Source organism: Pseudomonas sp. MF09156 (genome assembly GCF_059862305.1).
Genome location: NZ_JCBCUR010000014.1, coordinates 60782 through 83295, shown reverse-complemented (window position 1 = coordinate 83295; position 22514 = coordinate 60782). Strand labels below are relative to the sequence as shown.

The 22514-nt window shown below is 63.7% G+C and carries 16 protein-coding genes; 3 read left to right on the top strand and 13 right to left on the bottom strand.

Features of this window, described 5'->3' with window-relative positions:
- Nucleotides 1-28: 28 nt before the first annotated feature.
- A complete protein-coding gene (locus tag AC19YY_RS23845; RefSeq protein WP_500604968.1) occupies nucleotides 29-4882 on the bottom strand; it encodes a hypothetical protein in 4854 nt (1617 codons plus the stop codon).
- Nucleotides 4883-5023: 141 nt separating this feature from the next.
- Between AC19YY_RS23845 and AC19YY_RS23840 the strand changes: the two genes are divergently transcribed.
- The 3 genes from AC19YY_RS23840 to AC19YY_RS23830 all read left to right on the top strand — a co-directional run bounded on the left by AC19YY_RS23840 (nucleotide 5024) and on the right by AC19YY_RS23830 (nucleotide 6811).
- On the top strand, nucleotides 5024-5314 hold the full coding sequence (locus tag AC19YY_RS23840; protein ID WP_169955770.1) for a DUF5629 family protein: 291 nt from the start codon (nucleotides 5024-5026) through the stop codon (nucleotides 5312-5314).
- Nucleotides 5301-6476, top strand: a complete 1176-nt coding sequence (locus AC19YY_RS23835; RefSeq protein WP_170057110.1) for a lactonase family protein — start codon at nucleotides 5301-5303, stop codon at nucleotides 6474-6476. Before AC19YY_RS23840 ends, AC19YY_RS23835 begins: the two co-directional genes overlap by 14 nt.
- Nucleotides 6477-6631: 155 nt before the next feature.
- The gene (locus AC19YY_RS23830) at nucleotides 6632-6811 is read left to right on the top strand and encodes a hypothetical protein (protein ID WP_169955768.1); all 180 of its coding nucleotides are present in this window, start codon (nucleotides 6632-6634) and stop codon (nucleotides 6809-6811) included.
- A gap of 21 nt (nucleotides 6812-6832) precedes the next feature.
- Here AC19YY_RS23830 and AC19YY_RS23825 read toward each other — a convergent pair whose 3' ends face one another.
- The 12 genes from AC19YY_RS23825 to AC19YY_RS23770 form a co-directional block, all read right to left on the bottom strand.
- Complete coding sequence (locus tag AC19YY_RS23825; RefSeq protein WP_170041057.1) at nucleotides 6833-7441, bottom strand: glutathione S-transferase; 609 nt, start codon at nucleotides 7439-7441, stop codon at nucleotides 6833-6835.
- Nucleotides 7438-11076, bottom strand: a complete 3639-nt coding sequence (locus AC19YY_RS23820; RefSeq protein ID WP_500604967.1) for an AAA family ATPase — start codon at nucleotides 11074-11076, stop codon at nucleotides 7438-7440. The genes AC19YY_RS23825 and AC19YY_RS23820 overlap by 4 nt, the downstream gene beginning before the upstream one ends.
- Nucleotides 11073-12314, bottom strand: a complete 1242-nt coding sequence (locus tag AC19YY_RS23815; protein WP_169955765.1) for an exonuclease SbcCD subunit D C-terminal domain-containing protein — start codon at nucleotides 12312-12314, stop codon at nucleotides 11073-11075. Before AC19YY_RS23815 ends, AC19YY_RS23820 begins: the two co-directional genes overlap by 4 nt.
- Nucleotides 12315-12523: 209 nt before the next feature.
- On the bottom strand, nucleotides 12524-12823 hold the full coding sequence (locus tag AC19YY_RS23810) for a DUF6124 family protein (protein ID WP_170041060.1): 300 nt from the start codon (nucleotides 12821-12823) through the stop codon (nucleotides 12524-12526).
- Nucleotides 12824-13306: 483 nt separating this feature from the next.
- Nucleotides 13307-14947: a BatD family protein gene (locus AC19YY_RS23805; RefSeq protein ID WP_432754316.1), complete on the bottom strand. Its 1641-nt coding sequence runs from the start codon at nucleotides 14945-14947 to the stop codon at nucleotides 13307-13309.
- Nucleotides 14944-16680: a tetratricopeptide repeat protein gene (locus AC19YY_RS23800; protein WP_169955763.1), complete on the bottom strand. Its 1737-nt coding sequence runs from the start codon at nucleotides 16678-16680 to the stop codon at nucleotides 14944-14946. The genes AC19YY_RS23805 and AC19YY_RS23800 overlap by 4 nt, the downstream gene beginning before the upstream one ends.
- Complete coding sequence (locus AC19YY_RS23795; RefSeq protein WP_169955762.1) at nucleotides 16677-17765, bottom strand: vWA domain-containing protein; 1089 nt, start codon at nucleotides 17763-17765, stop codon at nucleotides 16677-16679. Before AC19YY_RS23795 ends, AC19YY_RS23800 begins: the two co-directional genes overlap by 4 nt.
- Nucleotides 17758-18252 carry a DUF4381 domain-containing protein gene (locus AC19YY_RS23790; RefSeq protein WP_169955761.1) on the bottom strand — a complete coding sequence of 165 codons (495 nt, stop codon included), beginning with the start codon at nucleotides 18250-18252 and terminating at the stop codon, nucleotides 17758-17760. Before AC19YY_RS23790 ends, AC19YY_RS23795 begins: the two co-directional genes overlap by 8 nt.
- Nucleotides 18249-19181: a DUF58 domain-containing protein gene (locus tag AC19YY_RS23785; protein WP_169955760.1), complete on the bottom strand. Its 933-nt coding sequence runs from the start codon at nucleotides 19179-19181 to the stop codon at nucleotides 18249-18251. Before AC19YY_RS23785 ends, AC19YY_RS23790 begins: the two co-directional genes overlap by 4 nt.
- A gap of 5 nt (nucleotides 19182-19186) precedes the next feature.
- Nucleotides 19187-20146, bottom strand: a complete 960-nt coding sequence (locus AC19YY_RS23780) for an AAA family ATPase (protein ID WP_003218556.1) — start codon at nucleotides 20144-20146, stop codon at nucleotides 19187-19189.
- 245 nt (nucleotides 20147-20391) lie between these two features.
- Nucleotides 20392-20745, bottom strand: a complete 354-nt coding sequence (locus AC19YY_RS23775) for a hypothetical protein (protein ID WP_500604966.1) — start codon at nucleotides 20743-20745, stop codon at nucleotides 20392-20394.
- 94 nt (nucleotides 20746-20839) lie between these two features.
- Entirely contained in the window at nucleotides 20840-22369 is a 1530-nt protein-coding gene (locus AC19YY_RS23770; RefSeq protein WP_500604965.1) for a dermonecrotic toxin domain-containing protein, read from the bottom strand.
- Nucleotides 22370-22514 lie beyond the last annotated feature (145 nt).

Genomic DNA, 22514 nt, shown 5'->3' with positions numbered 1-22514 from the left:
GGCAGTCGTTGCCCTTCATGGCCGGGTTCTAGGCGGGCACCAGGCTGAGGAACAGGCGTTGGTCAAGCGGCGCGGTGATCGGGTGGTACAGGTCTCGCACGATTGCCTGGCTGTCTGCACCGGCCTGGGCGATCAGGTCCCGCAGGGTCACAAAGCGCTGTTCGGGGCGCTTGAGGTGCGCGGTGGTGTAGGCGCCTGGCAGGCTGTCGGCCTGGGGGTAGTGAAAGTGGGCATACCACAGCACCGTGAGGCGGTTCTTCTCGCGCACGGCGAACTCCGACACGTAGTCCTTGGCCGCGGTGCGTTGCGGGCCGTGGACCAGGCCGATGTCGATCGCGGCGTGGGCGCGCAGGAATTCGATATTTTCCTGGCGCGGGCGTTGCGCCTTGTAGCCCTCGATGCAGTGTTGTGTGCCTTGTGCGCGCAGTTCGACGGCCAGCAGGCGCAGGCGCTCTACGGTCTGGAGCATGTCGGGCTTGTCCCCGTGGTGCTGGGCCAGCCCGGCCGCCACCGTTTCCAGGCGTTCGGCCTGGTGCGCGAGCATGTCGCGCCAGTCCTGGGGGTTGAGTTCATCGCGGCGCGAAGGGTCGCTGAGTTTCTTTTTCTGGAACTCGATGGAGCGCTCGATAGCCGGCACTTCCTCCAGCAGCCGTTGCGCCTGGCTGCGCAAGGTCGCCAGCGCCGGCACCTGGGTGGGCTTGGCGGGTGGGGTGGGCTTGGCCTCGATGATCTCCACCCAGCCTTCCTGGGGCTGCTCCATGAAACGCCCACTGATCTGCTGGGTGATGGGATTGCGGGTCACAATGGTGGGGAAGGGTAGGTCGCGTTGGGCCGGTTCCAGATCGCCCACCAGGGCCCCCTTGTCCCGTGACTTGAACACGCGCTTGGTCCTTGACGGTGCCCGTACCGGCTTGAAGGCGCCCGGTTGGGGCGGGAGGAACTCATCTTCACGCAACAACGCAGCCAGATCAGCCTCGGCGCTGTCACGCACGGTGTACAACCGCTCGATCAATAGCGGCATATACCGTGGGTGGGCCAGGGGCGAGTCGAGCTCCAGCAGGCTCTGATAAATCTGCAGGCGCCGGTTGTAGTGCTGGATCAGGTTGGTCAACACCTCCTTGCGCTCGGTGGAGGTGAACCCCTCGGTGGTCAGCAGGTCCAGGTGCGAGTCTTCCAGGGACGACAACGAGGATTGCAAGTGGTCATGGCGCTCCAGGAAGTACTGTTCCTGGGGCGTGGTGGCCGCAACCGTCTGGTCAATGCTCAAATCGGTCAGCACATCCAGGGATTCGAGGGTGGCGTTGAGGCGGTTGTAGAAGCGGCGCTTGGGATGACCATTGAGGTATTTGAGGCGTTGCGCAGGGCCGGTCTTCAAGCGCGCGGCCATCTCCTCCAGGGTGTTCTCGATGGCAAGCATTGCCTGGGCATGACGCTCGGAAACCGCAAAATTAGTCTCCAGCAGGTCTTTGACATAGTGCACCGCCGCCGTATCGTGCGCCGTGCCTTGCAGTTCGATCAGCGATTCGCCGTGCTCGGAGACAAAGCTTGCCAGATACAGGGAGGCCAGTTGGCTGACGCGTATCTCATCGGTGGCCAGCATCGACTGGTATTGCTCCACGCACTGGCCCTCATAGTCGAAGTGGCTGTCAACGGCCTTCATCTGCCCGTAGGCCTCGATCAGCAGGCGTCGTTGTTGCAGCAACTGGGCGGCGGCCTGGTCAAAGCGCTCCTGAAAGGCCTGGAACCCGGTCCTGGCCCAGGAGCGTTGTGCCACGCTGTTGCGGTGTTCGGCCACCCGCGCCGGGTCGTCAGGGGCACTGCGCAAGCGGTTGCGGGCCTCGCCCAGGGCATTGTGGGCGGTCTCGAACTTCAGTCGGGCAGCCTCCAGCACCCGGTCGATGGGTTGCAGGCGTTTGATCAGGGCGCTGACCTCGTCACTGATGCGATTGATCTCATCCGAGGCCTGGGTGCGTTGCTGAGCGATTTGCGCCAGCTTGGCCTTGAACCGGTTCTTCGGCCCACCACCGCGCAGTTTCAGGCCCAGATCCAGGACCCAGTGGCCTTGGGCATTACGCGTGAGCGCGAACCCAGGATGTTGCGGTTTTTGCGGATGGATCAGGGACACTTCGCCCAGGTCCGGCACGATATTCACCCGAAACAGCAGGCCGGCCACCGAGGCGTGCCACTGTTGATCGATGCGGTACAACCCTTTGAAATCACCGATCTCCAGGGGCAACGGGGCCGGCACCGGCCAGGGTACATGCAGCTCGCGCAAGGCATCGAGCAGGCGGCGGCGGCTGCTGTCGCGCGCGTTGGAGTGGACAAAATCCACCAGGGTCTGGTCGCCGGCCGGTGGTTCGGCGGGCAGGCCCACCGGGCCCAGCTCGATCGGGATGGCCGGCTGGGTCGCGCCCGCCGGGCGGCGTAGCGCTGCGAGAGTCAGCGGCAAGGGCGGCTCGCTGTCGTGCGCCAGCCATTCAGGGGGGCGGGAGGCTACATGCAACAGAATCAGGCCGATATTGAGCAGCACATCGACCCAGGCCAGCTCCCTCGCGGCGTCATCCTCGCCTTGCAGGGCCGCGATATCGTGCCGCAGGCTGACCGCCAGTTGCACCATCCAGCCTGCAACCATCGCCGGCCCGCGCAGCAGCGGCAACAGCAAGGCGTTGAACAGCAGCCAGCCACCTTCGAGCAGCACCGCCCAGCGGCTTTCGGTATTGGACACCGCGTCCCGGTCGGCCAGGTCCACCAGCGCCCGGGCATTGCTGCCGTACAGGTACTGGGTCAGGTTGCCGGTGGCCAGGGACTGGGCCAGGGACCCGGGGATTTGCCCACCGTTGGTGTCCTGCGCCAACTGTGCCGGGGGCGGCGCGGGCCACTGCACGGTGTCGTCGCCCTGGCCGAAACGCAGGATATGCGGGCTATGGAAACCGCCGTGGCTGTAGATCGGCCGGGCCTGGTCCGACATCCAGGCCAGCACGCTGTCTTGCAAGGCCCCGGGCGCGGCGATGGCGTCGAACAGGGCCGCGCGCTGGCTGAATTGCTGCAACGCGTCCTGGTACAGCGGGCGGTAGAGAATCGCCGGCCCGGCGTCGATATCCCGGGGCTCGATGATAAATATATTGCTGACGATATCCGGCAGCGCCCCGGGTTTGCGGGCGAAGGCCAGCGGGCGGATCACGATGTCCTGGGCATCCACCTCCCGCTGCGGCGCGCTGCGGTGCAGCACGGCCTTGACGTAGCGATAACCGAGGAAGGTGAACCCCTGTTGCCCGCGTATTGCCAGTTCCAGGGCCTGGCGTGGCAGTTGCACGGCCAGTTCGTCGCCGAACAGCACCTCGCGCCGGCGTATCCCGGGGCTGTCCCCCAGCAGCAGCTCGCGGATTTTCTGCGAATAGTGTTGGCCAACGTCCACCTGGCGGATCAGCCCGGGGGTGCTATGGAACAGGCCTTTTTCCCCGAGTATGTAGTCCTCGGTCAGCCAGTCCGGGACGGCCGCCCCCGATGTGTCCCGAAGGGTCAGCCGGCCCTGTGGCGCCGCAGCCAGGTTGTTGATGGCCAGTGCCGTCAGGCTCATGCGCACCGGGGCCAGGTAGCCGCTGTGGATGTCACCGACCGGGACATGGAAGGTCAGTTCCAGGTTGTCCGGTTCCACGCTGGACTCGGGGTGGTCACGGCGCATCTGCTCGCGCAGGGTGCGGGTGGTAAAGGCCTGCAGGTTCTCGACGCCGTCCAGAAAGGACGCACCTTCGGTTTTGCGTTGCAGGCGCGCCTGTTCCAGCAGCTCTTGGCGATAGGCAAAGCGCTGTTCGGCGCTGGCCGCCTGCAGCCAGGACGGCAACGCTGCCTGGAGAGCGGGTTGGTGCGTCGGGTCTGGCGCGGGGGCGGCGCGCAAGGCGAGTGCCGGGTCGGTGGCCTCGGCGAACTGCTGCTCCAGGGCGCGTACGCCCTCGGCGGCCGGCAGTTGGATGGCTTGGAGGTCGTCCAATTGCTGGTTGAGCAGCAGGGCGGCCTGGGTATCGAAGAGATTGCCATCGGGTTCGTAGCGCTTGACCACGACTTTGTCGACCTGCAAGCGGCTGGCCAGGCGTTGGCCCCAGGCCTGGGTGAACGCCTCCAATGAAGCATACGGCTCCACATTGCCCGAGGCCTGGCACAGCAGGATCCGAGGGCCTTGTACCAACAGCAGGTCGGTGCTCAACAGGCGGGCATCGCTGCCCGGGCTGACGACGCAAGCCTCCAGGCAGTAGGCGTACACGATGCCCGCAGGCCCGGCCAGGCGCTCGCGCCGGTCAGGTTGGCGGGTCAGGTCAAACAGCATGTCCCGGGTTGGGCCTGCCGGCAGCAGGCTTGCGGTGCTTTTCAGGTTATCGGCCAACAGGTCGCCGAGCCATTGCCAGCGGCTGGCGAGGGTGTCTGCGCTGAGGTTCCAGTAGTTCGTCAGGGCCTGCTGGAAAGCGATCGGCAGGGTAAAGGGCAGGTCCACGATCAACCGTTCAATGACCGCCATGTCCGGTTCGCGCGGGCCATTGGCTTCATAGGTCAGGCGCGAGGGTGGCTGCTGGGAGAGAAAGCAGCGGCGTTCGTCGATGACCTGGGTCAGGTTCAGGGGCGTGCCATTGCCCAGGTGGTCGAGGACCACATCGCTCAAGCGCCTGAGGTCCCAACCGCGTTTTTGGTTGGGGGTCGCCAGCTTGACGGTGGACAGGTCCAGGGCCAGTGCCGGGAACTGTTCCAGCAGGCGTTCCTGCAGGTGGTGTTCGACCACCTGACGCAAGGTCGGGCGATCGGCGAATTGGCGGGCGACGGCCAGGGCCGGGGTGTTGCTGCGGTGAGTGAACAGCAATGGGCCAGGGGGTGGGGCGGGTAAAGTGTCGGGCATAAGAGGTTCCGTTCTGCGCGATGGGGTTCTCCGGCAGAATGGCAAGCCGCTGGGGCCGCAGTGTGGTAGCCGGTTATCGCGACACGACGGCGACCACGGTTTGGCCTATCATCAACGTTTTTCCACTGATGAATGATCCTGATGACTGCTGCTACCCTGGCCACTGAACTTGCAACCAGCGACATGCTCGTAATCGATGGGCTGCATGCCTTTGATTTCACCTTCGATGATCGGCAGTTACTGATCAAGAGCATGGACGGTCGGGCCGAGAAACGCTGGACGTTCAGCATCGCCCAGGTGCAGGCCGCGACGTTCGATGAAACCTTGCAAAGCTGGACCCTCAGCGGTGACTCGGGCGAGCACCGCCTGGTGTGCCTGAGCGCCATCACTGGCAGCAACGAAGACGAGGACGACGAACATGCTGATGCGTAAATTCTGGCCCCTGCTGATGGCCGGTAGTGTCGGCGCGATGTCGGCCCAGGCCGCGCCGCTCGAGACCTTTGCACTGCTGGTGGGCAGCTACACGGCAGGTACCAGCGAAGGTATCTACCGCCTGCAGTTCGACAGCCGTACCGGCCAGTTCAGCGGGGCGCCGGTGCTGGCGGCCAAGGCGCAGAACCCGTCCTGGCTGACCCTGTCCCAGGACCAGCAACACCTGTTCGTGGTCAATGAAAACGGCCCTGGCCAACAAGACCCGGTGGGGCGCGTGAGCAGCTACCGCATTGACCCGGCCAACCAGCAACTGACCCTGGTCAACCAGGTGCAGAGCCTGGGCAATGAACCCACCCATTCCAGTCTGGCCGCCGATGGGCGCTACCTGTTTGTCGCCAACTATTCGGTGTTGGAAGATCCGGGCGGCAGCCTGGCCGTCCTGCCGGTGGATGCCGCAGGCAAGCTGTCGCCGCCGGTGCAACTGAGCGCGCACCCGGCCAGCCGGGTCAACCCTGAGCGCCAGGCGTCCAACCACGTGCATTCAGTGGTGTCGTCACCCGATGGCAAGTACGTGTTTGTGCAGGACCTGGGGGCGGACAAGGTCTTTGCCTACCGCTACGACCCCAAGGCCAACCACGAACAGCCGCTGACCCCGGCTGATCCGGCTTTCGTGCAGTTACCGCCGGGCAGTGGCCCGCGCCACCTGTTGTTCAGCGCCGATGGCAAGCATGCCTGGCTGACCACCGAGATGAGCGCGCAGGTTGCGGTGTACGACTACCAGGACGGCAGGCTGACCCAGCGCCAACTGGTGGACTTTGCCGCCGGGCAGCCGCTGTCGGACAAGGCTGGCGCTGCGCTGCACGCTTCCAGCGATGGCAGGTTCCTCTACGTCAGCAACCGTGGCACTGCCAACCAGATCGTGGTGTTTGCCATTGATCCTGCCACCGCGCAGCTCACAGAGATCCAGCGCCGCACGGTGGAAGGCGACCATCCCCGTGAGTTCAGCCTCGACCCGAGCGGCAAGTTCTTGCTGATTGCCAACCAGAAGAGCAACCAGATTGTGGTGATCGCGCGTGACACCCAGACCGGTCAACTGGGCAAAACCGTACAAAAACTGCCGATTGATGCCCCCAGCGACCTCAAGTTCCTGGTGCGTCAATAAGCCACAGGCCCCGCCGTGCGGGGCCTGACTCCTTGTATCAATCCCAGTGATAACGGCTACTGTTTCAAAGCATTTCAGCCAGCCGGAACCCAGGCGTAAGTTTGCTCCAAGGCCTTCACAAGCCATCCAGCCAACTGAACACAAGGGTTACCGCCATGAACTTCAATCTCTTCTCGATCATCGCCGCCTCCGCTGTTTCCGCCACCGTGGCCTTGCCAGCCAGCGCCAGCGTGGAGATCAGCAGCAAAAAATCCAGCACCAGCGCCTACACCCAGAAATACCTGCAACAGAGCGCCAACTTCTATGCCGCCCTGGATCATAAGACCCAAGGCTGACACGCCAAGGCTGCACCGTGGCTACGGGTTTTTGGCCATGGATTGGACAAACAGCGGCGACGCCAAAAACCGCTCCAGCCACTGCTGCAAGTGCACATAAGGCGTCGTTGCAAACCACTCCCGGTCCACATGGGCAAACTGGCGCACAAACGGCGCCAGTGCCACATCCGCCAGGCTCAGGTGATCGGCCAGCAGGTAGTCGCGCTGCGTCAGCAATCCTTCAAGCTTGCGCAAAAACACCTCGCCCTCGCCCCGATAGTGTTCCATCGGCTGCTCCGGGTAGCGCTCGGCGTATTTGTAGCGATTCAAATGCTCCTTGAAGGCCTGGTCATTCTCTGCAATCAACGCTGCCATCAGCCCCTGCGCCGCCGGATCCTCCTTGAGCAGCCAATCTTCGGGATCATGCTGCGCCAATGCCCAGCCCATGATCGCCAGGCTCTCGTCGAGCACCTGGCCGCCCACACTCAACACCGGCACCGTGCCCTTGGGCGAAAGCGCTAACATCTGCGCCGGCTTGGCCTTGAGGCTGACTTCGACCACCTGCACCGCCACCGCGCAATAGCGCAAGGCCATCCGCGCGCGCATGGCGTAGGGGCAGCGGCGAAACGAATACAACACCCCTTCGCTCATTTCACCTCCAGGGTGCTCAACCCATTGCCCTGGCGCTTGACCTGGATCTGCACCGGAATTCGTTCGTGCATTTCCTGTACGTGGGAAATCACCGCCACCTTGCGCCCCTGGGCCTGCAAGCCGTCGAGGGCGTCCATGGCCAATTGCAGGGATTCGGGGTCCAGGCTGCCGAAGCCTTCATCGATAAACAACGACTCGATCTTCAGCGTGCTGGAGGCCATCGACGCCAGCCCCAGGGCCAGTGCCAGGGAGACGAGGAACGTCTCGCCGCCGGACAGCGAATGCACCGAGCGCAGTTCATCGCCCATTTCCGTGTCCAGTACCAGCAGGCCCAGCATGCTGCCGCCGCGCTTGAGGCGGTAGCGGCGCACCAGTTGGCGCAGTTGCACGTTGGCGTGGTGTACCAGCAGGTCGAGGTTGTAGGCCTGGGCGAACTTGCGGAACTTGTCGCCGGTGGCCGAGCCGATCAGTGCATCGAGCCGCGCCCAGCGCTGCCACTCCTCATAGGCCTTGGCGGTGGTGAGCGCCAGGCTCTGGTTGGCGTCCTGGCGCCGCTGGTCTTCGGCTTGTTGCGCGCGCAGTTCGGCGCAGTGTTTTTCGCCGCCAAGCAGTTGCTGGTTCAGCTCGGCCAGGGCGCTGTCCAGCTGTTCGGCGTCAAGGTTGCCGTTGTGCAGGGCCTGGTGGTCCTTGAGGCGTTGCTCGCGTTCTTGCAGCAGGACCTTGGCCTGTTCGATGGCTTTTTCGCTGTGCTGTACCTGCTGGCGCAGTTCGCTGATCCCAGCCTCGTCGAAGGCCAGCAGATGTGCCAGGCCTGCGTCGTCGAGCTGCGGATGCTGGGCGCGCCACTCGCTGATACGGCTGTGCAACGCCTGGAGTTCGCTGTCCAGGGCTTGCTGGCGCTCCTGGCGGGCCTTGAGGTCGGCGGCCAGTTGGATCAGTTCGCTGCGGGTGTCCTGCAACTGTTGATTGGCCTGGGTCTCGCTGTGACGGGCCTGTTCCACGGCCTGTTCGAGCTGCTGCTGCCAGTGCTCGGCGCTGGCATGTGTGCCCAGCAGGGCGCTGAGTTTTTCCTGGGTGGCCTGCTGTTGCTGGGTCAACTCGGCCAACTGCTGGTGCTGCACGGCCAATTGTTGCTGGCGATGCTGCTGGCGGTCCTGTTCTTTTTCGATGGCTTGCTGGCGCTGTTGCTGCTCGGCCAGTTCATCCTTCTGGTAGCCAAGCTGCTCCAGGCGCTGGCTGATCTGCTGGTCCAGCAGCATGAACGTCGCCGCCGGCTGCGTGCGCAGGCCTTCGAGGGTCTCGGCCGGGAGCAGGCTGGCGAAAGCATTGAGCTCTTCGTCCAGGCGCTCGCGGTCGCTGGCCAGTTCCCGTTGCTGGTCGATCAACTGCTGGCGGGCTTGCTGGCTGGCATCCTGGGCGGCTTGCAGCTGTTGCTGCAGGCGCCCGGCATTTTGTTGCAGGTTGAGCAGGGCGCCCTGGCGCTGTTCGTCCTGGGTGATGCTCTGGCTGAGCTGGCCCAACTGCTGCGCCAGCCAGGCGCTGCGTTTGCCGCTGTCCTGGTTGAACAGCGCGGCGCTCAGCGGGTGGGCCTCGAGGCTTGGCGCCAGGCCCTGGAGCTGGGTCGCCAACTGCTCTTGCTGTTGCAGGAATTCTTTTTGCTGGGCGATCAAGCCGCCGACTGCAGCGCGCAGTTCGGTGAGCGTTTCCTTGAGGGTGTCGACCGCTTTCTGCGCATTGGCTTCTTCGCTTTCATCATGGCGCGTGAGGCTGTGCAACAGGGCTTCGGGCTGGTGATACGGATGCTCGACGCTGCCGCACACCGGGCAGGGTTGCTCATCCTGCAATTGCCCACGCAGCTCCTCGACACTGGCGCTGCGTGCCAGCCGCTGGCGTTCCAGTAACTGCTTGGTCACGCTCAGGGTCTGCTCGGCCACTGTCAGCTCGGCCTTGGCTTGCAGGCCGGTCTGGTTCAGTTGCTCGCGCTGTTGCTGGGCGCTGGCCTGTCTTTGGGCCAGCTCCTGTTGCTGTTGGTCCAATTGCTGCTGGCTGTCCCACAGCCGCGTCAGGTCCTCGAAGGCCCGTTGCTGCTTGCGATTGTCCTTGAGCAGGCTATCGAGCAACTGGATCTGCTCGGCCACCGCATGGGGCTCGGCCCCGGCTTCCTGATACAGCAACTCCAGGGCCGTGCGTTGCTGGGTCCATTGCTCGCTGGCGCGGTTGGCGCGTTCTTCCAGTTGCGGCAGTTCGGCCTGGCCCTTGTTCAGGCGATTGCCGATCAGCATCAGTTGTTGCAGACGGTCGCGGTAGGCGTTCCAGGCGTCGCTCAAGGGCGCGAGGGTGGCGCTGCGTTCCAGTTGCGCCGCCAGTTGTTGCAGGCGGCTGGCAACCTGTTGCTGCTGGGTATGCAACGTATCGAGCGCGGCTTGGCCTTCGGTGCAGGCGGCTTGCCCCAGTTGTTGCTGTTCACTGCTTTGGGCCAGCTCGCGGGTCAGGCGGGCGAGGCTGCTTTGTTCCTCGAAGGCCTGGCGCAGCAACGGCACGGCTTCGGTCTGCTGTTGCAACGCGGCGGCCAAGGCGCTGTGTGCGCTGGCTTGCTGCTGTTGCAGTTGCTCCTGGCGTGCGTGCAGGGCGGTTTGTTGCTCAAGGTGCTGGCGGATCTGCGCGGCCAGGGGCTCCAATTGGCCGTTCAGTTCGTTGTGCCGCGTAAAATGATGACGCTGCGGCGCCAGTTGCTCCAGGCGGCTCAAGTCCAGGCGTTGCGGGCCCTGGGCGTGCCACGCCTGCTCGGCCTGTTGCAATTGCTCGGCCGCACTGTGTTGGCGCTCCTGCCACTCGCGCAGCTCCTTGAGCCAGGTGTGTTGCAGTTCCAGTTGCTTGAGCTGGGCCTGCTGGGTCTTGAGTTGCTGCTGGGCTGCGCTCAATTGTTGATCCAGCTCGGCGCGGGCCTCGGCCGGCAACGGCGTGACGCCAGTGGCCTGGTCTTGCAGCAGCTTGTGGGCTTCCTTGGCCTCCCGCGCCTTGATGAACGCGCGCTGGCCCAGTTGGGTGTAGAGCGCGGTGTCGGTGAGCTTTTCCAGCAGTTCGCTGCGCTCGTTATCGTTGGCCTTGAGAAAGGCGCTGAACTCACTTTGCGCCAGCAGCACCGCACGGGTGAACTGTTCAAAGTTCAAGCCCAGGGCCAGCTCCAGTTGCGTCTTGTATTCGGTCTTCTGGCTGGCCAGCAGTTGCTCGCTGTCCAGGTCGATCAGGCTTTGCCGGCTGTTCTGCAGCTTGCCGCTGGCCTTGTCGCGGGCGCGATTGGCCTCCCAGCGCGCGCGGTAGCGCCGGCCGCTGACGCCGACAAAGTCCACTTCGGCATACCCGCCGCCGGTACCGCGGCGGATCAGGGTGCGCGGGTCGCCGATGGAGATATCGGTATCGGCATCGGGCATTTTTGCCTGGCCGGTGTCGCCCAGGCGTGGCACGGCGCCAAACAGCGCCAGGCACAAGGCATCGAGCAAGGTACTTTTGCCGGCGCCGGTGGGCCCGGTGATCGCAAACAACCCGGCGCTGGCCAGGGGCTCGGCGGTAAAGTCGATTTCGAACGGCCCGGCCAGCGACGCGAGGTTTTTCAGGCGGATGGCGAGGATCTTCATGGCTGTTGCTCCTCGTGTTGTACGTCCTGGAGCAACACGGCGAAATCCTTGAGGGTCTGTTCGTCCACGTCACTGCCATAGCTTTCCTGCCAGGCGCGGCTGAACAATTCCTGGGGCGTGAGCTGGTCGAGTTCGATCAACGGCTCATCGCCTTGGTCCTGACGCGCGCCGCTGCCGGCGTACTCGGCGGCGATGCGCACCAGGCGCACGGCCTTGCCCAGCAGGGCGTTTTCCACTTGCTGGCGCAGGTCAGGCTGGGGTTCGTCGAGGCGCACGCGCACCTCCAGCCAGGGCTGGCGCTGGGTGTCGGCCAGCAGATCGACGTCGGGCAACTGCGCCAGTTGCTTGAGGATCTCGGCCAGGGGCGCGGCGTCCAGGCGTTGCAGATGCACGGCGCGGGGGATCAGGCGCGGTTCGACGCTGACCAGGGTTGCACCGTCCAGTTGCACGTCGAGGATCTGGTGTTGATAGCCGATTTCGGAAAATGACAGCGGGATCGGCGAGCCGCAATAACGGATGCGTTCCTCGCCATTGACCCGCTGGGGCTTGTGCAAGTGGCCGAGGGCGACATAGCTGACACTGGCATCGAACAGACTGGCCGGCAGCGCTTCGGCATTGCCGATGATCAGGCTGCGCTCGGAGTCTTCCGACACCGAGCCACCGGCCATATGTGCGTGGCTGATGGCAACCAGCGCCTGGCCCGGTTGGCGCTTGGCGTTGGCTGCGGCGATCAGGCGCTCATGCACCTGGCCGATGCCCTTGAGGTAATCGTCGCCCAACAGCGCACCGGTGACTTCGGCCGGGCGCAGGAACGGCAGCGCCAGGCACCAGCCGGCCACGGCGCCGGTTTTGTCCGGCAGGGCAATCAGCAAGCGCTCCACATCCAGTTGCCCGTCATCCAGCCACAGCACCCGGCCCAGGGCATGGGTACGCAAACGCCGCATCAATGGCGCCGGCAGTTCAATGCGCGAGCCGGAGTCGTGGTTGCCGGCGATCATCACAACGGTCAGGTCGGGGTTCTGTTCATGAGCGTTGATGATGAAGTCATACAGACGCTCCTGGGCCTTGAGGGGCGGGTTGACCGTATCGAAGATATCGCCAGCGATCAGCAGCACATCGGGGCCGTGCAGCTTGATCTGGCCCAGCAGCCAGTCGAGGAAACAAGCGTGCTCGAAGTCGCGTTCCTGGCCGTGGAGGTTTTGGCCCAGGTGCCAGTCGGAGGTGTGAAACAGACGCAAGGCGAACTCCGTGGGGGAATAGGTAAAGGAGCGGAGTTTACCTGTAATGGTAACGAGGCGCCCAAGATCAAGAACCGAGCGCGAAGCTGCATCCTTTGTAGGAGCTGGCTTGCCGGCGATGGCGATGGGTCAGCCAAGACATTTATCGGCTGATACACCGCCATCTCTAACGCATGGCCTTCGCATCCACGCAGGCTGCGTGTGGAAGGTCAATGGGGTTTGAGGCAGTCGAGCGCACGGTCGGCCAGGATTTTCGCCTTGTCTATCAAATGCTCGGTGGCGCCTGCCATGTGCCGTTGATTGCCGGTCAGCCCTTGGGTGGTGCCGGCTGCGGTGGCGGCTGCGCAGCGCAGCAGGTCGCTGATTTGGGCAAGGGCGTCTTCAAAACTGAGGTCTTGATGCACGGTGAAGGAAGGGGGCGAGGCGGGTTGTAGGTAGTGGCTCAGGGCGCGGTCAAATATTTCGCGGTCGGGGGTGAAGCGGGGTGGGTCGGGGACGATTTTGTTCATGCATAAGCTCCTACTGAAAAGGGAGCCATCCCGATGTCGGTCTCACTCGACAAAAAGGTGGCAGCTATGTGCAGGGTGAGAATACCGGACAGTAGGACTCCGGCCAGACCGAAGTCTGCCCGCACACAGCCGCCATAGAACATGGTAATGACGGTAGTGGCGCTTGGCGCCTACTGGTTGGCAGGTTCTCACACCCGATCGCTGATGCTCAGCGAAGGAGCGAAGGCTAGCCAGTGGACTGTGCAGGCGCAAGGCCGAAGGATTGTCTAGGAAACGTCCTGCAAATTAAAGGGATATGGATTGCTGGCCTTTAACAATCTGTGACGAGCCCTCCAACGCCAGAGCGCGAAGCTGCATTCCCCTGTGGGAGCTGGCTTGCCTGCGATGGCGCTGGGTCAGCCAACACATTTATCGACTAATACACCGCCATCGCAGGCAAGCCAGCTCCTACAGCTGAGTTCACCGTCGGTACAGCGTGGGCGGTTACTTGGGATACAGCGGCGGCAAGCTGGTGCTGTCGGCCACCGGGGCCTGTTCGCGTTCGGCCATGGGAATGGCCTTGACTGCCCGCCACAACTCTTCGCCCTGCCAATACTGGCCGCTTTCGCTATAGAGCGCGCCGTTCAACCCATCCAGGGCATCGGACAGCGGCACAAACCGCGCCGCCATCTCTGCCAGGGTTTCCGGTTGCTGGCGTGCCCAGGCGTCCAGCGCCTGGCGCGTGGCCTGGGGGTCGTTGGCCTGGCTCGCACGCCGCAGGTCGTCGAGCAAGGTGCGGGGGCTGGGCCCGGTCTGGGCGGCGCGTTGGATCGCCGGGCGGGAGCGGGCGCGCCACCACAGGCCGAAGCCGAGCAGGGTGGTGCAGGCGAGGAACAGGCTGGTGAGCTGCCAGATCCACAGGCGGCCATCGTCCGGTGCGGTGATCACGGTGGGGGTGGCCGGGGTGTCGACCACCAGGCTCGGGTTGACCGCCACCTGCAGGGTGCGGGCCGGCAGGCTGGTGCGCTCCAGGTGGTCTTCGTGGGTGTTCCACCACACCACTTCCACGGCGGGCAATTCCAGGGCGCCGGCGCGGTTGGGTACCAGGGCTTCGCGGTCTTCACGGCTGCCGATCACCCCGCGCTCGCTGTTCTGGTTGCTCAGCACCGGCTGGTCGGGGTAGCGCCGCAGGCCGGCGATTTCGGTGCTGGGCAGCGCGGGCAGCTGGGCGCTGGCCAGGCCTTCGGCCTTGAGGGTGAGGATGCGGGTCAGGGAGTCGCCGACCTGCACGTTTGTGGGTTCCGGGTTCCAGCTTTCGCCCAGGCTCAGGCTGCGCGCCGGCAGCCAGGGGGCGTCCGCTGGATAGAGCGCAGGCTTGGGCTTGACCGTGAGGGGGATCTCGGTGGAATTGACATGCAACAGCTTGCCGGGCCTGGGCGCCTGGGGCGCGGTGCCCTGGGCCGGGCGTGGTTCGACCATGGTGGCGCTGAACATTTGCGCGGGGATCAGCAGTTGCCCGCTGTGCTGCGGGTAGATCCCATAACGCATTTCGATCACGCCATGGCGCACGCCGTTGATGACTTTTTCATAGGTGCGCGAATCACCCACTGGCTCGACGCGCGCGTCAGACAACTGCAAGGGCGTAAGGACGCTGTCGTCATACAGCGCCACCGAATGGTAGATACGCACGGTCAGCAGGGCCTGGGCCTGCACATATACGCTGTCCTCATCGAGGCTGGCTTCGATGAATACTGGTTCGAGCTGGTTGTCGCTGTCCTGGCCGAGGGTTTCGTCCACTTGCAGGCTGATCGGCTGGGTCTTGAATTCGCCCAGTTGCAGCGCTGGGATCACCACAGTGCCGGTGGTCTTGGGCTGCAAGGTGATGATCCAGCGGGTGGTGGCGTGGTTGCTGCCGTCGAGGGTGGTGAGCTGGTTGATCTGGCGGGTGCCGCGTACGTCGAACAGCGGGTCGAGGGGCGACAGGTCCGGCTTGCCGAACTGGGTAACGTCATCGGACTCGATTGTCAGCTCCACCGTTTCCCCGGAATTGACGCGGCTGCGGTCGATACTGGCGGCCAGGTCGGCCGCCTGGGCGTGACCGGCCCACAGCGCTAGCGATAAGACAAATGGGGTGCAGCGGCTCATCGAGTCTTGTCCTGATGTTGTTGCTGTTCGTACCAGAATTTGCGTCGCAACAACTCTCCGGGGTTGTCCGGGATCTGTCGCAGCCATTGTTCCAGGGCCTGGCGGTGCTCCTCGTCGAGGTTGGCATCGGCCGGGCGCAAGGGGGGCGTGGTGGTCTGTTCGTCGCCCAGTTCGCTGCCGGGTACTTCGTTGTTGCCCGCGGTGGGCGGGGTGCCGGTTTGTGTCTCGCCGGTGCCCGCCTGGCCTGCGCCCTGGGGCGATTGCTCGCCGCCGTTGGTTTGCTGGCTGTTGTCGCCTGGTTGCGCAGTTTGGCCGGGTTGGGGGGATTCGTCATCCTCGTTTTTTTCGGGGGCTGGCGGCTCGGGCTCCGGTTCTTCAAGGAGCAGGCGTTCCACCAGGGCTTTGTTTTTCAGGGCCGGCTGCAGGTCGGGCTGGGCTTCCAGGGCCTGTTCATAGGCGTCTATCGCGGCTTCCAGCTCGCCGGCGCGGGCCAGGGCATTGCCTCGATTGTAGTGGGAGTAGGCGTCACTGCCCTCGGCAAAGCGCCGGGCCGCCTCGGCGTAGTTGCCCGCTTCATACAGGGCCACACCTTGCCATTGTGGGTTCTCAAAGTGTTCGGCGGCTTCGGCCGGGCGTTTGTGCTTGAGCAGGTACTGGCCTTGTTGGTCGGGGCGCAGCCACAGGTCATCAAAGCTGAACGCATAGCTTGGTTGCGGCGCCGCCAGCAGTAGCAGCGGCAGGCAGAACAGCCAGCCACGGCGCCCGGCGCAGGCGGCGAGCAGCAGCAGGGGCAGCAAAAACCAGTAACCCTGGTCGGCCCAGGTGTCCAGTTGCAGGCGCTGGCCGTCGTCGCGCAGGTTTTGCGGGCCGTCCAGCAGGCCCAGGCTGCGCAGGTCTTTGTCGTCCAGGCGGGCCTGGCGATAGCGGCCGCCCATTTCACTGGCGAAGGCCTTGAGCGTCGGGCTGTCCAGGCGCGGGATCAGGATCGCGCCTTGTTCGTCCTTGAGGAACTCGCCACTTTCCTGAGTCACCGGCGTGCCTTCACGGCTGCCAATGCCCAGGATCGACAGGCTCGGTGCCTGCCCTTGCAGCAGCAGGCGAATGCCCTGGCGCTCCTGCTTGGACAGCGACGAGCCAATCAACAACAGGCGACCCTGGCCCAGGCCGCCGTGCTTGAGCAGGCCCAGGGCTTTTTCCACCGCGAGGTCAGCGCGATGGCCGGCCTCGGGCATGATCGACGGGCGCAGGGCTTCCAGCAGGTTGCGGCTGGTGGCCAGGTCGTCGGACAGCGGCACCAGTGTGTGGGCGCTACCGGCATACACGACGATGGCGGTCTGCGCGTCACTGCGCGCCTGCAGCAGGTCCACCAGCTTGCGCCGTGCCTGCTCCAGGCGGTTGGGCGGGCTGTCGGTGGCGAGCATCTCGGGGGTCAGTTCCAGCAACACCACCAGCGGGTCGGCGGGTTTCTGGCTGATCTGCTCGACCCGTTGCCAGCCTGGGCCGAGTAAGGCCAGCAGGGCCAGCAGCCAGGCCAGGCCCAGCAGCAGCCACGGCGATTTGCTCTCCCGGCCATTGCCGCCACTGAGCAGGGCCGCGTGGAAGGCCGGCGGCAGGATCATCTGCCAGCGCCCGGCGCGTTTTTGCCGATGCCACAGTTGCCACAGCAACCAGCCGAGCACGGGCAGTAGCAACAACCACCAGGGACGGAACCAGTGCGGCCATAAAGCGATCATCGACGCCTCCGCAAACGCAGGCGTTGAAGGCGTTGGCGCCATTGTGGGTGCTGTTGCAGGAAATGGCCCTTGGTCGAGAGTTTATTGAGCAGCCGTTGCAAGGCGTTATCCGGCCAGCGTTCCTGGATCACCAACAGCAGGCTGAGAAACAGCGCCAGCGCCAGGGGCCCGCTATACAACGCCTGGGCCGGGCGGGCCTGGGTCGGCTGTTGCGCCACCGGCTCCAACTGGTCGAGGGTTTGCTTGATCGCTTGCAGCTCGGCACCGTCATGGGCGCGGAAATATTGCCCGCCGGTCGCCGCGGCGATGGCCTTGAGCGCCGGCTCGTCCAGATCCAGGCTGGGATTGAGGCCGAGCATGCCCAGGGTCCCGGTCTGTTCGGGGTTGGCGCCAATGCCGATGGGGTAGATCTTCACGCCTTCTTCGGCGGCCAGGCGGGCGGCGGTCAGTGGGTCGATTTCGCCGCCGTTGTTGGCGCCGTCGGTGACCAGGATCAACACCCGGCTTTGTGCCGGGCGTTGCCGCAGGCGCTTGAGGGCCAGGCCGATGGCGTCGCCAATCGCGGTATTTTTTCCGGCAATGCCGATGCGCGCCTCGTCCAGCCAGGTGCGCACGGTACGCCGGTCGAAGGTCAGCGGCGCTTGCAGGTAGGCCTGGCTGCCAAACAGGATCAGGCCCACGCGATCGCCTTCGCGGCTTTCGAGAAAGTCCCCCAGCAGGTGCTTGACCAGGCTCAGGCGGCTGACGTCTTCGTCCTGCCATTGCATATCGGGGAAGTCCATGGAGCCCGACACATCCACCGCCACCAGCAGGTCGCGGCCGCTGGCGGCAATCGGCAGCGGCTCGCCGAGCCATTCCGGGCGCGCGGCGGCGGTCAGCAGCAACAGCCACAGCACCACGAACGGCGCTTGTTGGCGCCAACCCGGCAGATTGATGCGCGCACGGCGCCGGGCCAGGCCTTCGAGATCGCCCAGGAAACTGACCTTCAACGCCGGCTCGCCGCTGTCGGCCACTGGCAGGATCAGGCGCATCACCCACGGCAAGGGCAACAGGGCAAAGACCCACGGCCAGGCGAACTCAAACATGTTTGCGAATCCAGGTGTCGACCGCTTGCGTGAGGCCGGCGATGGCCTTGTCGTCGAGTTTGCATTCGGGTTTGTAGGCGCCTTCCACCAGGACCATCCAGCGCGTCAGGCCGGCCGCCGGGCAGCGGTTGTCAAGAAAGGCCAGCCATTTGCGCCCGTTGAGGGTGTGGCTCTGGCTGTAGGGGTAGTCGTTGCGGCACAGGCGTTTGAGCAGGCCATTGAGCTGCTGCAGCCAGGCGCCGGCCGGTGCGCCATCGTAGGGTTTGGGCATCAGCGCCAGCTCCGCGAGGGCGGCGATACGCAGAGGGTCTAGCGGTTGCTCGGCCCGGGCCAGCGGGCGTTTGCCGGGCAGAAAGCGGCGCAGCCACCACACGCCCCAGCCCGCCAGGGGGATCAGCACCAGCAACAGCCACCAGCCCGGCGCCGGTGGCCAGAAACCAATGGCCGGCGGGGCGATCAGCGGTTGCAACGAGTCCAGGCTGCTCATGGCTTTTTCACCGGGCGCTGGGGGTTGAGGTATTCACGTAGCTGCTCGACCATTTCGCTCTGGGTACTCAATGGCATCAGCAGCACCCGCAGCTTCTGCGCGAGCAGTTCCCAACGGGCGATGCGTGCTTCGGCCTGGGCCTTGTAGGCCTGGCGCAGCTCGAAGTTCAAGGTGTCGATTTCCAGTTGTGCGCCACGCTCGGCAAAACGCAGCAGGCCGGCGGCGGGGAGGGCGTGGTCCAGCGGGTCTGAGACCGGCAGCAGCAGCAGGTCGCAATGGCGCGACAGCAGGCTCAGTTGCTGCTCGGCGCCTTCGGTCAGGGCGCGTTCATCGCAGATCACGATAACCAGGCTGCCGGGGCGCAGTACCTCGCGGCCACGGCGCAGGGCCATGCCCAGGGCATCGGCTTCGGGGCGGCTCTCGGTGTTCAGGCTCTGGTTGACCCGCACCAGGCGGTTGAGCAGTTGCAGCAGGCTTTGTTTGCTGCGCCGGGGCTTGATCTCGTAGTGCTCGTTATCCCCGAACACCAGGCCGCCGACCCGGTCGTTGTGCCCCAGCGCGGCCCAGCCGATCAGGCTCGCGGCCTGGGCGGCGAGGACTGACTTGAACATCAGCCCGGAGCCGAAAAACAGCCGGCAGCTTTGCTCGACCATGATAAAGATCGGCCGCTCCCGCTCTTCATGGAACAGCTTGGTGTGCGGCTCCTGGGTGCGGGCGGTGACGCGCCAGTCGATGGTGCGCACATCGTCGCCGGCCTGGTACACCCGCACCTGGTCGAAGTCGACGCCGCGCCCGCGCAATTTGGAATGGTGCAGGCCGATCAGCGGGCTGCGTTGGCTCGGCGTGGAAAACAGTTGCACCTCCCGCACGCGATGCCGCATCTCGATCAATTCGCTGAGGGAAACACGGATTCCATCGCCGGCGTTCATGGGGATCAAGCGACGGCAACGACGTCGAGAATGCGTTGCACCACGCGGTCCTGGTCGATGCCGGCCGCTTCGGCTTCAAAGGACAGGATGATGCGGTGGCGCAGCACGTCGAACAGCACCGCCTGGATATCTTCCGGGCTGACAAAGTCGCGCCCGGCCAGCCAGGCGTGGGCGCGGGCGCAGCGGTCGAGGGCGATCGAGCCCCGGGGGCTGGCGCCGTAGGCAATCCACTCGGCCATTTCCGGGTCGAACTTGGCTGGTGTGCGCGTGGCCATGACCAGTTGCACCAGGTATTCCTCCACGGCATCGGCCATGTACAGGCCGAGGATTTCCTTGCGCGCGGCAAAGATCGCCTGCTGGCTGACCCGCCGTTCGGGCTTGGTCTCGCCGTTGAGCGCTTCGCCACGGGCCTGTTGCAGGATGCGCCGCTCCACGGCGGCATCGGGGAAGCCGATCTTGACGTGCATCAGGAAGCGATCGAGCTGGGCTTCGGGCAGGGGATAGGTGCCTTCCTGCTCGATGGGGTTTTGCGTGGCCATCACCAAGAACAGCGGCGACAGCTCGTAGGTACTGCGCCCGACACTGACCTGGCGCTCGGCCATGGCTTCGAGCAGCGCCGACTGCACCTTGGCCGGGGCGCGGTTGATTTCGTCCGCCAGCACCAGGTTGTGGAAGATCGGCCCTTGCTGGAACACGAAGCTGCCGGTTTCCGGGCGGTAGATCTCGGTGCCGGTGATGTCGGCGGGCAACAGGTCGGGGGTGAACTGGATACGATGGAACTGTGCTTCGATCCCTTCGGCAAGCTCCTTGATGGCCTTGGTCTTGGCCAGGCCGGGAGCGCCTTCTACCAGCATATGGCCGTCGGCGAGCAGGGCAATGAGCAAGCGCTCGATGAGTTTTTCCTGGCCGAGAATCTGCGTAGAAAGAAAGGTTCGCAGCGCGAGCAGCGCTTCACGATGTTCCATCGATGACGGTTCCTGGAAAGATGAGCCTGGGGATTGTGAAAAACGCCAAGGCCTGGGGCGCTTACTTTAATGCATTGGAGGGGCTGGCGACTAACGAACCGGGGGGTATTTTTTGCGGCTTACAGCAAAGGCCTGAGGTTTTTGGCGTTGATGAGGGCTCCATCGCGGGCAAGCCCGGCTCCCACAGGTGGGAGCGGGTTTGTCAGGTCGCCCCATCGCTGCGATGGCGATTTAGCCGCCGCCAGTCAAAGCGTGCGGATGTAAGTGCCAGTGCCCTTGAGAATGTTCTGCAAGGTTTCTTCTACCTCGGCCAGGTCCGACTCGGCGGTGGCGTGGTTAATCAGCAGGTGATCATTGCCGCCCGGCGCATCCTTGTCCGCCGCACCGATCTCCACCAGCAGGGTGGTCGCGCTCAAGGTGATCTTCAAGCCATCCAGGGTCGAAGGCTCGTAGTCCCAGGTCAGCTCCACCTCGTCCTCATCCGGATAACGGGACAGCATGAACATCTCGCCCTGGGTGCCGTGGCAGCACAGCATGGCCATGTTGTCTTCTTCGTCATCGCAAGGGGTGGCGAGCAGGTGGGCGGTGGTCAGTTGCATGTGGAGTCCTGTGTGGAAAGGCGGCGACAAGGCCGGCAGGCTGTAATTCTGCCATTACCTCGGGCTTTGTGTCGGCTTTTGTGTCAAACGGGCATCAGGGATTGAAGGCCCAGGCGCTGATTGTGCTGCTGATCGGTTTAAAGGCATTGCCCAGACCACTGGTAAACAGCGGGACAAAGGTTTTCGCCGTGCCTTCGCTGATGAGCTTGTCTGCCTCGGGGCGCTTATTGATATAGCTGTCAATGCCAACGCCGAGCTCTGCTGCACCCACTGAGACGCTCGCTACTGTCAGTGCAGCGCCCAGCGGTGGAAAAGCGATACCTAGCGGAGCTAAAAGCAGCAGCCCATATTTGGCCCAATTCAAATATTTGAAGGCAGTCTTTGCCGTGACGTCGCGATTAAGTACGAATTGAAAGCGAGTGGCGTTTTTCAGGTCTTGCTCGGTGCGTTGCTGCAGTTCCTCAAACGGGTTCCCTTGGACTACCTGGCCATCGAATAGGCCGCCCTCGTCAAAGTACCCGAGCTTTTCTTGCGTAGCGACAGGAAGGTCACTGTTAAGCACATTACGGGTGTTGTCTATGAGCGCATCAATGCCTTTGGACAGGAATTCATCGGGACGGTCCTGGGGGCGGAAGTACAGTTTGAAACTGTCGACTTGTTGCGGGTCCTTCAATTGTTCGGCCAGCCACTTATTCATGTGTTTCTTGGAGTCGAAGCCTTTCAACATGGACCCATGGCCAGGCAGATACAACAAGACCCGGCCTGTGGACTTATCCAAAGTGTAAAAGGCGCGCATGTTAAAACCTTTGAACGTGAGGAATTTGGTTTGCAGATTTGGATCAGCCTTGTAGGGCTGTATCAGGTCATTGTGACTAAGGGACTGGTAACTTTGGTCGGCCGGTAGTCCTGCGGCACCCATGGCGATCTGTCGATCGTTTTCGCTCAGGGATCTGTGCGACGCCTGCAAGAAGGCGCCTCTGGAGGCTTGGGCATAGGCATGGCGGGAATTGCTGTTCCAGTAATTGTTCAGGTACTGGTCATAGGGGGACTTATAACTGTTATCCCATACCATCTGTTTAAAGTCGGTGGCTCTGATATCGACTCTATTGCTTGCATCATAGAGATGGGCAGTCGCTTGCGACGGCTCAGTGTAAATACCTTGAAAGTGGCTGGTGAACCCCGATTCATTTGGGCGCGCGAACCTGCCAAAGCCGTCAGGGTCGTGGGTATGTGTTGAGCTTTGTCTTATTTCAAAGGGCCCGTCTTCTTTTGAACGTAGCGCCCCGTGGAACTCAGGTTCGTCCTGCTGGTTGAGCCTTGCTGCCTGGGTCAGTGATATTTTTTGAACAATGACCCCGCTATAAGGTGGGGCGTTAGTGCGGTGATCATATTGAATGCTCACTAAGTAAGTTTTATCGGGGTCAATATCTTTACCGAACGTTTGCTTGATCTGGCGCCTGACGTGGAGCGAAGTGACTTCGTCCGGTGTCTTGGGGTAGGTGTAGTCGGTGATGAGTTGTTGCACGGCCTTATTGTTGGCTACGGGCGCTTTGAAACAGGCCGCCGTAATGTCTTGCCCAGCAGTGGCAGCACTACCCGGACGTGATGGTGCAGGGGGCTGCATGCAAGGGTGCTGGTGCCCTGGCAGCGGGGTGCGGAGGGCGGGGGAATATACGTTCAATAGCGCCTCGTTGAGTGGTAATAGAGCCTGTGTCGAAGGAAATACCTGCTCAAACTAAGTGACTCAATATTGAAATACGGTTCCTGCG